10 protein-coding genes and 1 pseudogene are annotated in these 14,017 nt (G+C 71.5%); 5 read left to right on the top strand and 6 right to left on the bottom strand.

Annotation, left to right across the window (positions count from 1 at the left end; genetic code table 11):
* Positions 1–208: 208 nt before the first annotated feature.
* From AB0G35_RS36720 to AB0G35_RS36695, 6 genes and pseudogenes are all read right to left on the bottom strand, one after another.
* Positions 209–864 (bottom strand): annotated as a pseudogene (locus tag AB0G35_RS36720) (leucine zipper domain-containing protein).
* A gap of 132 nt (positions 865–996) precedes the next feature.
* On the bottom strand, positions 997–2,307 hold the full coding sequence (locus AB0G35_RS36715) for a DUF58 domain-containing protein (protein WP_360958979.1): 1,311 nt from the start codon (positions 2,305–2,307) through the stop codon (positions 997–999).
* Positions 2,308–2,316: 9 nt separating this feature from the next.
* Positions 2,317–3,282, bottom strand: coding sequence for a MoxR family ATPase (locus AB0G35_RS36710; RefSeq protein WP_360958976.1), 966 nt, complete (start codon positions 3,280–3,282; stop codon positions 2,317–2,319).
* Entirely contained in the window at positions 3,263–4,489 is a 1,227-nt protein-coding gene (locus tag AB0G35_RS36705) for a DUF4350 domain-containing protein (RefSeq protein WP_360958973.1), read from the bottom strand. Before AB0G35_RS36705 ends, AB0G35_RS36710 begins: the two co-directional genes overlap by 20 nt.
* Positions 4,486–5,160 carry a DUF4129 domain-containing protein gene (locus AB0G35_RS36700; protein WP_360958971.1) on the bottom strand — a complete coding sequence of 225 codons (675 nt, stop codon included), beginning with the start codon at positions 5,158–5,160 and terminating at the stop codon, positions 4,486–4,488. The genes AB0G35_RS36705 and AB0G35_RS36700 overlap by 4 nt, the downstream gene beginning before the upstream one ends.
* Positions 5,161–5,182: 22 nt before the next feature.
* The gene (locus AB0G35_RS36695; RefSeq protein WP_360958968.1) at positions 5,183–6,592 is read right to left on the bottom strand and encodes a hypothetical protein; all 1,410 of its coding nucleotides are present in this window, start codon (positions 6,590–6,592) and stop codon (positions 5,183–5,185) included.
* Positions 6,593–6,744: 152 nt separating this feature from the next.
* Between AB0G35_RS36695 and mtnA the strand changes: the two genes are divergently transcribed.
* From mtnA to AB0G35_RS36670, 5 genes are all read left to right on the top strand, one after another.
* Positions 6,745–7,917, top strand: a complete 1,173-nt coding sequence (gene mtnA / locus AB0G35_RS36690; protein WP_360958965.1) for an S-methyl-5-thioribose-1-phosphate isomerase — start codon at positions 6,745–6,747, stop codon at positions 7,915–7,917.
* Entirely contained in the window at positions 7,914–8,591 is a 678-nt protein-coding gene (gene mtrA, locus AB0G35_RS36685) for a two-component system response regulator MtrA (RefSeq protein WP_030416996.1), read from the top strand. The genes mtnA and mtrA overlap by 4 nt, the downstream gene beginning before the upstream one ends.
* Before the next feature lie 64 nt (positions 8,592–8,655).
* Positions 8,656–10,713, top strand: coding sequence for an MtrAB system histidine kinase MtrB (gene mtrB, locus AB0G35_RS36680; protein WP_360958961.1), 2,058 nt, complete (start codon positions 8,656–8,658; stop codon positions 10,711–10,713).
* Between the two features lie 28 nt (positions 10,714–10,741).
* The gene (locus tag AB0G35_RS36675) at positions 10,742–12,622 is read left to right on the top strand and encodes an LpqB family beta-propeller domain-containing protein (RefSeq protein ID WP_360958958.1); all 1,881 of its coding nucleotides are present in this window, start codon (positions 10,742–10,744) and stop codon (positions 12,620–12,622) included.
* Positions 12,623–12,989: 367 nt separating this feature from the next.
* Positions 12,990–13,811 carry a phosphoribosyltransferase family protein gene (locus tag AB0G35_RS36670; RefSeq protein WP_360958955.1) on the top strand — a complete coding sequence of 274 codons (822 nt, stop codon included), beginning with the start codon at positions 12,990–12,992 and terminating at the stop codon, positions 13,809–13,811.
* Positions 13,812–14,017 lie beyond the last annotated feature (206 nt).

The following is a 14,017-nucleotide window of genomic DNA, read 5'->3' as shown; positions in this document are numbered from 1 at the left end:
GTACTGCAGGGGGGACCCTGTGGGAGAGTAGGACGCCGCCGAACAATCTTTGTGGGAAAGCCCCGCACCGTATGGTGCGGGGCTTTTCTGCGTTCTGGACCGGTGAGTGGGGCGCTGGTCGGTAAGGCGTATTCGGTTACCCCGTTTCCCGCCCGCGTGGCGCCTGTGCGGGGACGCAGCCAGCCGGCTGGTCGCTGGTCGCTGTCCGCTAGGTGTATTGCCCTGGAGCGTTGTTCACACGGCTGAGGGGTGGCTTGCCGCCGAGTGCGGTGGTGGTTGTAGGTGTGGAGGAAGGCTGTCAGGGCTTCGGTGCGTTCGGTGTTGCTGGTGTAGGGCCGGTTGTAGGCCCATTCGCGAGCAGGGTGCGGTTGAAGCGTTCGACGCCCGCGGTCCTGCCGACCGTGCGTCGGCCGCCTCCCCGGGGATGTTGCCGAGTTTCTTGATGTCGACGTGGACCATTTCGCCGGGCCGGGCTCGTTCGTAGCGGCGGATCGGCTCGCCGGTCGGCCGGTCCAGCCAGGCCAGCCGGTGCAGGCCTCGGCGGGTCAGGACCCGATACACGGTCGAGGCCGGCAGGCCCAGGATCGGGCCGATCCTGGCCGGTCCCAGCTTGCGGGTTTGTCGCAGCGTGCAGATGCGGTCTTCGACGTCAGGCGCGGTGCGGTGTGGGGTCCTGTGCGGTCGGCTGGAGCGGTCTTGCAGGCCGGCGTCGCCTTCTGCCAGCCACCGTCGCATCCACTTGTGGGCCGTGGGCCGCGATATCCCCATTTCGGCGGCGACGTGGGCCACGGGCCGTCCGCAGCGGACACGTTCGACCAGCAGCCGCCTGCCATGAACAGTCAGCCGGGCATTACGGTGGGACACGAAGACCTCCGTGTGGCGAAGCGTAGACACCTCCACCACACCGGAGGTCTTCGCCATTGATCAGACCGAGCGAGCTGTTAGCAACGCTCGTGATCAATACAGCTAGGGCGTGCAACGGGCGCGGGGCGTGTTTTACAGGCGGCCGGTGGACTTCAGGGTGAGGTAGGCGTCTGCCAGGTCGGGGGCCAGATGGCTCGGGGTGGCGTCGATGACGGTGACGCCCTGGCGGCGGAGGCGGTCTGCGGTACGGCGGCGGGCGGCGAGGGCCTGCTCTGCGGCTGCTGCGGCGTAGACGGCTTGGGGGGAATGGCGGGCGGCGGCCATTTCCTCGATGCGGGGATCGGCTACGGCGGCGACGATGACTTCGTTGCGCTGGGTGAGGCTGGGCAGGACGGGCAGAAGCGCTTCTTCGACGGGGGCCGCGTCCAGGCCGGTGAACAGGACGATCAGGGAGCGGCGCGAGGTGCGGCGATGGATTTCGGCGGCCAGGCCGCGGGCGTCCGCCTCGACGAGTTCGGCTTCGAGGGGCGCAAGAGCGTCGGTCAGTGCCGGGAGGAGGTCGCGGGCGGTGCGGCCCTGCACGGAGGCGCGGATGCGGCGGTCGTACGCGAGGAGATCGACGTGGTCGCCGGCGCGGGCGGCGAGGGTGCCGAGCAGCAGGGCCGCGTCCATGGAGGCGTCGAGGCGGGGGATGTCGCCGATACGGGCGGCCGAGGTGCGGCCGGTTTCCAGGACCAGCAGGATGCGGCGGTCGCGTTCGGGGCGCCAGGTGCGGACGGCGAGGTCCTGTCGGCGGGCGGAGGCACGCCAGTCGATGGAGCGGGTGTCGTCGCCGGGGGTGTAGTCGCGGAGGCTGTCGAATTCAGTGCCCTCACCGCGCGTCAGGAGGCTGGTGCGGCCGTCGAGTTCGCGGAGTCGCGCGAGCTTTGCGGGGAGGTGCTTGCGGCTGGTGAAGGGGGGCAGGACGCGCAGGGTCCATGGAACGTGGTGGCTGCCCTGTCGGGCTGCCAGCCCGAGGGGGCCGTGGGAGCGGACGGTGACGCGTACGGCGTGGTGGTCGCCGCGTCGGGTGGGGTGGAGGGTGGTGGTCAGGCGTCGGCGCTCAGCTGCGGGGATGTGGACGGTGTGCCGGGAGTCGGTGAATTCCGAGCCGGGGCGGAAGGAACTCGGGGGCCAGGCGTCGCGGATGTGGGCGCGCAGCGTACGGCGGCTCGGGTTGGTGAGGGTGAGGTGTGTGTGGGCTTCGCCTGTTAGTCGAACGGTTGTTTCACCGGTTCGGGTGAAACGGAGCTTTCGCACTGGCGCGGCGAGCGCGAGGTCGCACAAAATTGCTACCAGCAAGGCAAGTTGAACGACTGCGATGCCGAGCCAGCCGGGCAGCACGAAGCCGACGAACAGGGCTCCGAGTGCGGAGATGAGGGCGGTGCGTCCGGTGAGGGTCACGGTTTCGCCTCAGCGGGGGACAGGGAGATGTGCGAGTACGGCGTTGATCACGGAGTCTGCGGTGACTCCTTCCATCTCCGCTTCGGGGCGGAGCTGGATGCGGTGGCGCAGTGTGGGAAGGGCAAGGGCCTTCACGTCGTCAGGGGTGACATAGTCGCGGCCGGTGAGCCACGCCCAGGCGCGTGACGTGGAAAGCAGTGCGGTGGCGCCTCGGGGGGAGACGCCGAGAGAGAGCGAGGGGGATTCGCGCGTGGCACGGCAGATATCGACGATATAGCCGGTGACTTCGGGGGAAACCGAGGTCTTTGCGACAGCGGCTCGGGCCGCATCGAGGTCGGCGGCGGAAGCGACCGGGCGAAGTCCGGCAGCGTTGAGGTCGCGGGGGCTGAAGCCGGCCGCGTGACGGGTGAGGATGTCTATCTCGTCCTGACGGTCGGGGAGCGGGACCGTCAGCTTCAGGAGAAAGCGGTCGAGTTGGGCCTCGGGCAGCGGATAGGTGCCTTCGTATTCCACGGGATTCTGCGTGGCGGCCACCAGGAACGGCTCGGGGAGGGGGCGGGCTGTTCCGTCGACGGTGACCTGCCGCTCTTCCATGGCTTCCAGCAGCGATGCCTGCGTCTTGGGCGGCGTGCGGTTGATCTCGTCGGCCAACAGCAGGTTGGTGAAGACGGGGCCCGGCTGGAAGGAGAACTCCGCGCTGCGGGCGTCGTAGACCAGTGAGCCCGTCACATCACTCGGCATCAGGTCCGGCGTGAACTGCACTCGCTTGGTGTCGAGTTCGAGGGTGGTCGACAGGGCGCGCACGAGAAGGGTCTTGGCGACTCCGGGGGCGCCTTCGAGGAGTACGTGACCGCGGCAGAGGAGGGCGACGACCAGCCCGGTGACGGTGGGGTCCTGGCCGACGACGGCCTTGGCTATCTCGGTGCGCAGGGCCTCAAGGGAGGCTCGGGCGCTGTCAGCGGTCGGGGTGCTCACGGGGGGCGTGCCTCTCTTGGGAAACGATCGATGATTCGAGTGCGTCGAGCTGGTCGGCCAGCTGCACCAGGGCCCGGTCGTCCGCGGGAGCCGGGCCGAAGAGCAGGGTGTGGAGATCTGTCGCCATGTCAGCGAGCGAGGTCAAGTCGGCGTGGAGGGCCGGGAGAAGGCGGTCAGGAGTGTGGGCGTCCGCGGGTGGCACGCCGAGGAGGGGGGCGAGCCGGGTGCGGGTTGCGGAGCGCAGGACGGTTGAGGCCCGGTCGCGGGCGCCGGCCTGTTCGTAGAGGCGCGCGTGGCCCTCGGTGGTCTCGGCGGCGGGGACGGTGACGGGGAGGTTCTCGGGGACGAGGGGGCCGAGTCGGCGGGCGCGCCAGAGAGCTGCGAGGCCGGCGGCGATGGTGAGTTGGAGCAGCGCCCAGCTCCAGCCCGAAGGGAGGAGATCGAAGAAGCTGCGCTGGTCATGAGCGGATGACGGATCGCTCACCGAGGGGAGGTACCAGACCAGATGGTCGTGAGCACCCAGAAGTTGAAGGGCGAGCGAGGCGTTGCCGTGCTCGGTGAGGTGTTGGTTGTAGAGGAAGTCGGCGGAGCCGAGGAGGACGGTGTCGCGGCCGTTACCGCTGGCCGGCAGGTGCAGCAAGGTGGGACTACCGCCGACGGGGTAGCAGCGATCCGCGCGCTCGACGGACGTGGTGTAGCGGAGGCCGCCGAGGAGCACGCTGCCGGCGCGCCCTGCGTCGGGCAGGGAACATGCCGGCCTGCGCGGGGAGTTGCTGGTGGCGGGTTGGGTCTGGACACCGGGGGCGAAGGTCCAGAGGGTGGCGGCGCCGGGGGCGAGCAGGACGGTGCGCCCGGGAGTGTGGGCGGTTGCGGTGTGCAGGTCCGTCAGCTGGTTCTGCGTCAGGACGTCGGGGTCGTCGATGAGCAGGGTGGTGTCGGGGCCGGATGCGGCGGCGGCCTCCTCGGAGGTCGTCACGACCTGGAGGGAGACGCCCTGGCCGGCGAGGAGCCGGGCCAGCGCGCGGCTGCCGGAGCGGTCCGCCGAGCGGGGGTCGAGCCGTCCGTGCTGTTCGCCGGACTGCAGGGCGGCGAGGATCACTCCGCTGATGACGAGGAGGAGCAGCGCGAGCAGTGGCCCTCGGGAGCGGGTCCACAGTCGACGCGCGGTGAGGGAGGGAGCGGCGCTCTCCGGGGCGGCCGTGGTCATCCGCGGCTCCTGGTCGGGGTGGTGGCCAGGTCGGGCTTGGCCTGCTGGAGCTCGGTGTCGAGGGTGGTCAGGAAGGCGTATGCCTGTTCCGTGCCGGGGCGGCCGCCGTATGTGACGTCGTCGAAAGTGCGGGCGGCGGTGCGGAGTTGGTCGGCGTATCCGGGGAGGGTCAGGCCGGCCTCGGTGGCGGCCTCGTCGGCGGTGCGGCCGGCGGCGGGGGTGAGCAGGGTGCGTTCCTCAAGGGAGAGGACGAGGGCGCGCATCCGGTCCTGGACGGCCTGGCTCCAGTGGCCTGCTGCGGCGTGCCGTTCGGCGGCCGCTCGGTGTTCGGCGGCGGTCCGGGGACTGTCCGAGAAGAGCGCGCCGCTGGTGGTCGGGGTGCGGCGTACCGCGCCGAGCCGCAGCCGGAGGGCGATGGCCAGCAGCAGCACGAAGGCGGCGATGGCGAGGAGGCCGACCCAGCCGCCCGGGGTGGCGCCGGCGGCCGCGCCGAAGAGCTCGTCGACGCGGTCCCAGAGCCAGTCGAGGGCGCGCTGGATCGGGTTGGGGTCGTGCTGGTGGTACCGGGGGTCGGACAGTTCGCGCTCGGCCGCCTCGCGGGCGGGGAGGCGCGGTGTCCGCACCGGTATGTCGTCGTCGGAGCGCGCCATGAGTGATCCGAGCGCGGCCATGTTCCCCCCTGTGGTCACCGCATCAGCTTCCCGGTGCGGCGTCGGAACCGGTGTTGTCCGCGGTGGTGGCGGGGGCGGTCGGAGTGTCTGCGGACGGGGCGGCCGTGGCCGGTGCGCCGGCGGGGGCGTCGGCACCGTGTCCGGGGAGGCCGGCGGCGCGGGCCAGTTCGAGGTCGAGGGCCTCGCGGCGGATGCGCTGGTCCACGTAGAGGAGCGCGGTGACGCCGGCGCTGATCGGGAAGGTGATGGTGGAGCTGATCACGGAGCCGATGCCCAGCACGATGAGGAACGACCAGCCGGTGTTGTCGCTGGTGCCGTTCGCCCAGTCCAGGAGGCTCTCACCGCCGATGACGAAGGCGACGATGGTGGCCGGGATCTGGATGATGAACTCGACCATGCCGACCAGCAGGTAGGACAGCAGCTGGACGCCCAGCACCCGCCACCAGGAGCCGCGTACGAGCTTGGCGGAGCGCCGCATGGAGGCGATGACGCCCTGCTTCTCCAGCATCAGCGCGGGGGAGGCGAGGCTGTAGCGGACCCACAGCCAGATGCCGACTGCGGTGGCGGCGATCCCGCCGAACACGGTGAGGAGCAGTCCCAGGTCCAGCGTGCCGCCGGCGGAGATGAGGAGGCCGGGTGTCAGGCCGACCGCGAAGACGGCCGTGAGGAGAAGAGGCAGCAGGACCAGCAGGCCGAGCAGGCGCGGGAGCTGACCGCGGGCGTCGCGCCAGGCTTCGCCGGTCGTCACGGAACGGCCGAGGACGGCACGGCTCACGATCATGGTGAGCAGTCCGGTGGCGATGATGGTGGCGAGGAGTCCGATCACCGAGGTGATGGCGGTGCCGGCGAGCGAGTTCCCGGCCTGGCGCAGGGTTTCGCGGACCGGCGGGACGTTGTTGTTGGAGATCGTGGGCGCGCGTCCGGCGTTCTGGAACCACAGGCCGGTGACGACGGTGACGGCGGTTTGCGAGACGACGGCGACGATCAGCGATATGCCGAGCACGGTGCGCCAGTGGGCCCGCATGGTGGCGACCGCTCCGTCGAGTATCTCGCCGACGCCGAGCGGGCGGAGCGGAATGACGCCGGGCTTGGCCGCCGGCGGGACCGGGGACCAGCCCCAGGGGGCCTGCGGGCCGGGGGCCGGGTGGCCGCCCCAGCCGGGCTGGCCGGTACCGGACCCGGCGCGGGTGCGGTCGCCGGCGGTGGGCCGGCCGCTGGGGTCCGGGGGGCCGCTCTGGCTGGGGATGCCGGCGGGGGCCGACCACTGGCCGGCCGGCGGCTGCTGCTTGGACCAGTTCGGCGGGGTCGGCTGCTCGGCCGTGCCGGGCCGGTCCTCCGTACCCGGGGGCTGGGTGGGCTGGTCCGGTGTGCCGCGGCCCGGCTCGTCGGAGGGGGCGGATCCGGGCGAGGCCCAGCCCGGAGAGTTGTTCATCGTCGCTCCTTCTTGCTGCCGGCCCGCCGTGGCGGCCGGGGTCCGGGGTCCGCGGTGGCAGTCATCGTGTCATGGCCCCGCGCGTTGTGTACCCGGGCCCTGGGAGTGAGAGGACCTTCTGTTCGAGGGGCAGTCGGCGGCAGACTGAAGGGATGGGCGATCAGTACGAGGTATCCGAGGTGGGCGCCGGGACGCTCACGATCCCGTCGCTTCGCTGGGAGGAGTTGCCGGAGGGGCCCGTATTGGTCCTCCTTGATCAGACCCGGCTGCCGGCGGAGGAGGTGGAGCTGGTCTGTACGGACGTGCCGGCGCTGGTCGAGGCGATCCGGTCGCTGGCCGTCCGTGGGGCGCCGCTGCTGGGGATCGCGGGCGCTTACGGCGTGGCGCTGGCCGCGACGCGGGGCTTCGACGTGGAAGAGGCCGTGGCGGCGCTGGCGCAGGCCCGGCCGACCGCGGTCAACCTGGGCTACGGCGTGCGGCGGGCGGCGGATGCGTACCGGGCGGCGGTGGCCGACGGGGCAGGAGCGACGGAGGGGGCGGCTGCTGCGCTGGCCGAGGCCCGGGCCGTGCACGCGGAGGACATCGCGGCCAGTGCGCGGATGGCGGAGCACGGTCTGGCGTTGCTGGGCGAGTTGTTGCCGGGCGGCGGCCACCGGATCCTCACGCACTGCAACACGGGCGCGCTGGTGTCCGGGGGCGAGGGCACCGCCCTGGCGGTGGCGCTGGCGGCGCACCGGGCCGGTGAGCTGCGCCGGCTGTGGGTGGACGAGACGCGGCCGCTGTTGCAGGGGGCGCGGCTGACCGCCTACGAGGCGGCGCGGGCCGGTATGGCGTACACGGTGCTGTCGGACGGGGCGGCCGGGTCGCTGTTCGCCGGCGGTGAGGTGGATGCCGTGCTGATAGGCGCAGACCGGATCGCGGCGGACGGCTCGGTCGCCAACAAGGTCGGCAGCTATCCGCTGGCGGTGCTGGCGCAGTACCACCGGGTTCCGTTCGTGGTGGTGGCGCCGACGAGCACGGTGGATCTGGAGACCGAGTCGGGTGCGGACATCGAGGTGGAGCAGCGGCCGGGGCAGGAAGTGACGGAGTTCTCGTTGCCGGCTGCACAGGGTGCCGGGGCGGCTCCCGGGGCCGGTGTGCCGGTGGCGCCGTTGGGCGCACAGGCCTACAACCCGGCCTTCGACGTGACTCCGCCGGAGCTGGTGACGGCGATCGTGACGGAGGCCGGAGTGGTCTCCCCGATCACCCGGGACCGGCTGGCAGAGGTGTGTTCCACGTCACGATGGAGTAAGTCACGATCAGGTAATGGGATGATGGCCGAATGAAGGGACGCGTCCTGGTCGTCGACGACGACACCGCACTGGCAGAGATGCTCGGCATTGTGCTGCGTGGCGAAGGCTTTGAACCGTCGTTCGTGTCGGACGGTGACAAGGCCCTTGCCGCCTTCCGTGAGACCAAGCCGGATCTCGTCCTGCTCGACCTGATGCTGCCCGGACGGGACGGCATCGAGGTGTGCCGGTTGATCCGCGCGGAGTCCGGGGTGCCGATCGTCATGCTGACCGCCAAGAGCGACACGGTCGATGTGGTGGTCGGGCTTGAGTCGGGCGCGGACGACTACATCGTCAAGCCGTTCAAGCCGAAGGAGCTGGTGGCCCGGATCCGGGCGCGGCTGCGGCGTTCGGAGGAGCCGGCGCCCGAGCAGCTGGCGATCGGTGACCTGGTCATCGATGTGGCCGGCCACTCCGTGAAGCGCGACGGGCAGTCGATCGCGCTGACCCCGCTCGAATTCGATCTGCTGGTGGCGCTGGCACGCAAGCCGTGGCAGGTGTTCACGCGTGAGGTGCTGCTGGAGCAGGTGTGGGGCTATCGGCACGCCGCGGACACCCGGCTGGTCAATGTCCATGTGCAGCGGCTGCGCTCGAAGGTCGAGAGGGATCCGGAGCGTCCGGAGATCGTGGTGACCGTGCGCGGGGTCGGCTACAAGGCCGGACCCAGCTGAGATGATCCGGGACGGTTCGACCCCGGAGGGAAAGCGGGGGCGCACCGTCGGCACGACGGGTGATATGTCCTTTTCGGGAAGATTGATTGCTCGGTTGCTGCGCGGTGGCCAGCTGCTGCCCGACGGGGCGGTCAGCGGCCCGGTCCACCCGTTGCTACGGCTCTTCAGCCGCTGGGTGCGGCGGCCGCTGCTGCCCGCCCTGCGACTGTGGCGCCGCAACATCCAGCTGCGGGTCGTGGCGACCACCCTGCTCATGTCCCTCGCCGTCGTGCTGCTGCTCGGCGTCGTGGTCGTCGGCCAGGTCCGTAACGGCCTGCTCACCGCCAAGGCACAGGCCGCGCAGAGCCAGGCCGTGGGCGGCTTCAGCGTCGCCCAGAAGATGGCCGACGGCGCCGATGACACCCGTACCGACGACACCGCCCGGACGGGCAACCGCGGCACCCAGGACTCCGCGACCTGGCTGACCGGCCTGGTCGAACAGCTCGCCAGCGGCGGCCAGGGCGTCTTCTCCGTGGTGGCGCTCAGCTCCGACTCCGACGAACCGTTCGGCGACTCCAGCCCCGGCACCCGCGGGCCGCGCGCCTCCGGTGACGTCGATCCGGAACGGAGCGTGCCGGCTGAACTGCGGCGGAAGCTGGACACCAAGTCCGGCACGTTCCGGCAGTACACCCAGATCAAGCGCATCGGCTCGGACGACGGAGTGCCGGCGCTGATCATCGGCAAGCGGCTCAACGACGTCAACAGCAACCAGTACCAGCTCTACTACCTCTTCCCGTTCAGCCAGGAAGAGGAGTCGCTCAAGCTGGTGACGGGCACGCTCGCGACCGCCGGCGTCTTCGTCGTGATCCTGCTCGGCGCGATCGCCTGGCTGGTGGTGCGGCAGGTCGTCACGCCCGTACGGATGGCCGCGGGCATCTCCGAACGGCTGGCCGCCGGCCTCCTCCAGGAGCGGATGAAGGTCACCGGCGAGGACGACATCGCCCGGCTCGGTGAGTCCTTCAACAAGATGGCGCAGAACCTCCAGGTCAAGATCCAGCAACTGGAGGAGCTGTCCCGGATGCAGCGCCGCTTCGTCTCCGACGTCTCGCACGAGCTGCGGACGCCGCTGACGACGGTACGGATGGCGGCCGACGTCATCCACGACGCACGCGACGAGTTCGACCCCGCCACGGCACGCTCCGCCGAGCTGCTGCGCGGCCAGCTCGACCGCTTCGAGTCGCTGCTCGCCGAGCTGCTGGAGATCAGCCGGTTCGACGCCGGTGCGGCCGCACTGGAGGCCGAGCCGATCGACCTGCGCGATGTGGTGCACCGCGTCATCGAGGGTGCCGAACCGCTCGCCGAACGCAAGGGCAGCCGCCTCGTGGTGCGCGGCGCCGAGCAGCCGGTGATCGCCGAGGCCGACCCCCGCCGGGTGGAACGGGTGCTGCGCAATCTCGTCGTCAACGCCGTCGAACACGGCGAGGGCCGCGACGTCGTCGTACGGCTGGCGTCCGCGGGCAGCCGTAGTGGCGGCGCGGTGGCCGTCGCGGTCCGCGACTACGGCGTCGGGCTCAAGCCGGGCGAGGCCACCCGCGTCTTCAACCGCTTCTGGCGCGCCGACCCGGCCCGGGCCCGTACCACGGGCGGTACCGGGCTCGGCCTGTCCATCGCGGTCGAGGACGCCCGGCTGCACGGCGGCTGGCTCCAGGCGTGGGGCGAGCCGGGCGGCGGCTCCCAGTTCCGGCTGACGCTGCCCCGTACGGCCGGTGAGCCGCTGCGCGGGTCCCCGATACCCCTGGAGCCCGAGGACTCCCGGCGCAACCTCGCCCGTCGGTCCGGCGGCGGACAGACAGGTGCCGCGACCGGCCAGAAGACCTCCACGATCCCCGTCCAGGGACGCGCCGCCACGGAGCCGGGCGGCACGGCCTCCCTCACCCCCGCATCCTCGGCACCCCGGCCGGCCGCCGACCCCACGGCGCTGCCCGGGGACGGGACCCGCGTGGTGCCCCAGGGCGGGGGCGCACGGAGCGGACCCGCGGCGCGCGACAGGGGCGCGCACATCGACGAAACGGTCCCCGGTGGCGGGACCGAGCAGAACACCGGACGGGGTGGGGAACGGGAAGGCGGACGGCGTGCACGCTGAGCGCGGAAACGGGAGCGGGGTGGGGCCCATGTCGCGGGAGCGCACCCGTCGGCACCCGCCGGAGCACACTCGTCAGGAGGCCCGTAGGACGAGCGGGCCGGCGCGGAAGCTGGCGTTGCTCGGACTGGCGGCCGTGCTGCTGGCCGGCTGCGCGTCCATGCCGGACAGCGGCGACGTCACGGCCGTCGACCAGTCGCCGCGCTCCGAGGGCGACTCGCAGGTCCGGGTCTACGGCGTGCCTCCGCAGGACGGTGCCCAGCCCACCAACATCGTCCGCAGCTTCCTCGACGCGACGACCAGCGACGAGGCGGACTTCCGTACGGCCACCCAGTACCTGGCCAAGTCTGCGCGGCGTACCTGGCGTCCGTTCCAGGTCACCAAGGTGCTCCAGGAACGGCCGAAATCCGAACCGAAGGTGCAGCCCAACCGCGAGGACGCGAACGGCTACTCGGTCACGCTGTCGGGCAGCCAGGTCGCGACGGTGGACGACAACCACGCGTACACGCCCGAGGAGAAGCCGTACCGCCAGACGATCCACCTCATCAAGGAGGGGGGCCAGTGGCGGATCGACCGGCTCCCCAACGGGGTGGTGCTCGGGTTGTCCGACTTCCAGCGCATCTACCGCTCCGTCAACAAGTACTACTTCGCCTCCTACGAGTCGGAGTCGGAGGAGCCGAAGGCCAGCCGGGACGTGCTCGTCGCGGACCCGGTCTACCTGCGCCAGCGGATAAAGCCGATCACGGCCAGTGTGCAGGCGCTGCTGTCCGGGCCCACCGACTGGCTCAACCAGGTGACGACCTCGGCTTTTCCGCCCGGCACCCGGCTCGCCGCGCACGACCTGGCGCTGGACGACTCCAACGGCCTGCGGGTCAAGCTCAGCAAAGAGGCGGTGAGCACTGACACCGCCCAGTGCAAGCGGATGGCGGCTCAGCTCTTCTTCACCGTCCAGGACATGACGCGCGCTTCGAAGATCAGCGAGGTCGAACTCCAGGACAACAACGGCAACTCGCTGTGCACACTCTCCCAGGACCAGGCCGAAAGCGACTACGCACCGGCACCGCTGACCGGGCGCTCCGCCAAGGAGTACTTCATCGACGCCGACCACAAGGTGGTCGCCATGTCGGACTCGGCGACCGAACCGACGCCGGTGCGCGGGGCGTTCGGCACCGGTAAGACCCCGCTGCGCTCGGTGGCCATCTCGCGCGGTGAGAACACCGCGGCGGGGGTGTCGAGCGACGGCCGGTCCTTGTACGTGGCCGCCCTGGAGGACGGCATCGAGCGTGGTGCGCCACTGATGACGAGCACCGGCTCGGCCAAGAACCCCGACGAGGGGCTGACCGTGCCGAGCTGGGACGGCCTGGGAGACCTGTGGGTCGCGGACCGCGATGCGCACGGTTCCCGGTTGCTGCGGATGCGCGAGGGCAAGGGCGACCCGGAGCGGGTGGCGGTGCCCGGCCTCGGCGGGCGGCGGATCAAGGCGATCAAGGTGGCCGCGGACGGCATACGGATCGCGATGCTCGTCGAGGACAAGGGCCGCACCACGCTGCAGCTCGGCCGGGTCGAGCGCGGCGGCAGCTCGGCGCATCCGGCGCTGTCTGTGGAGGAACTACGGCCGATCGCCCCGCAGTTGGAGGACGTGGTGGCCGCCTCCTGGGCGGGCGGCAGCCGGCTGGTGGTCGTCGGGCGGGAATCCGGCGGGGTGCAGCAGATGCAGTTCATGGAGACCGACGGTTCGGCCTCCGACGCGCAGACGCTGCCCGGGGTCAACGGCGTGAAGGCGGTGGCGGCCTCGGAGGACGAGACCCGACCGCTGATCGCCGACGCCACGGAGGGCATCGTGCGGCTGCCTCCGGACGCGAACTGGAAGACGGTGGCGAAGGACGGGACGGCGCCGGTTTATCCCGGGTGACGAGCTGCTTCGTTTGGCTTGTGTCTCTCTTCGTTCGCTTGGGTCTGTCCGTTGGTCCGTTGGTCCGTTGGGCTGATTGGTCTAGTCGGTCTGGTCGGTCTGGTCGGTCGGTCTTGTCGGTTGGCGTGGTCGGTTGGCCTGGTCGGTCGGCGTAGCCGGGCCGTTCGTCCGGCTTCGGTGATCTCCGGTGATCTTCGGTGATGTCCGGTGATGTCGTTGGTCCGCGGTGATCTCCGGTGGTCCTTGGTGGTCGTTGGTGACCGCCGGTGACCAGCGGTTTCGTGCTGATCGGCTCGTGGGTGGCGGCCGGTCCGCGAAGTTATCCACAGGGGTGGTGAGCGCCGGCGGACCGCGGGACAGTAGATCCATGCAGGGGGTGTGGCGCGAACTGGCCGGTCTGGTGTTGCCGGTGGACTGTGCGGGGTGTGGCCGACCGCGTACGGAGCTGTGCGGGCGGTGCCGTCGGGCGCTGGGGCGGGACGGCCGAGGGGCGCGGCGTGTGCGGCCGCGGCCGGCGCCGCCGGGGCTGCCTGGGGTGTGGGCGGGCGCGCCGTACGCCGACGAGGTGCGGGCGGTGCTGCTCGCGCACAAGGAGCGCGGCGCCCTGCGGCTGGCCGGGCCGCTGGGACGGGTGCTGGCCGGGGCGGTGCGGGGGCTGTGGCGCGGCAACGAGCTGCTGCTGGTGCCGGTGCCGTCGGCCCGGAGGTCCGTGGCGGGCCGGGGGCACGATCCGGTGCGCCGGATCGCCCTGGCAGCAGCCCGCGAGCTGCGCCGGCCGGGGGCGGCGGCGAGGAGGACGGGGGTGGCGACGAGCGGAGCGGGGGTGGGGGAGGGGGCGGGGGCCCCACCCAGAGCCCACGTCCTCCCCGCCCACGTCCTCCCCGCCCTCCAACAGCTTCGGCTTGTGGCCGACCAGGCGGGGCTGAGCGCCCCGGAGCGGCTGGCGAATCTGGCCGGGGCCCTGGGCGTGCGGGCTGGGGCCGAGCGGCTGCTGAGCGGCCAGCCAGTGGTGCTGGTGGACGACCTGGTCACCACGGGCGCCACGCTTGCCGAGGCGGCCCGGGCGGTCGCGGCGGCGGGCGGCCGGGTGATCGGGGCGGCCGTAGTGGCGGCGCCGACCAGTAGCTTCGGGTGTGCCACCAGTCGCAGCCTCCCAGCGCGGCGCAACCTCCCCACTGACCGCGACTGACCCACCAGCCGCAACTTCCCCGCAGACCGCAATTCACCCACCAGCCGCAGCTTCCCCACAGGCGGCAATTCACCCCCTAGTCGCAGCTTCCCCACAGGTCGCAATTCACCCACTAGATGAATGAGTCCAAGGGGTGCCGTTGCGGTCAGTGATCATAGGCGGTCAGTGATCGCTTGACTGGCTGCCCTGTCTTGTCGTTGTGCCAG

Source organism: Streptomyces sp. NPDC021749 (assembly GCF_040640655.1).
Classification (GTDB): domain Bacteria; phylum Actinomycetota; class Actinomycetes; order Streptomycetales; family Streptomycetaceae; genus Streptomyces.
The sequence above is the reverse complement of the archived record's forward strand: the minus strand, read 5'-3'. Positions and strand labels throughout refer to the sequence as shown.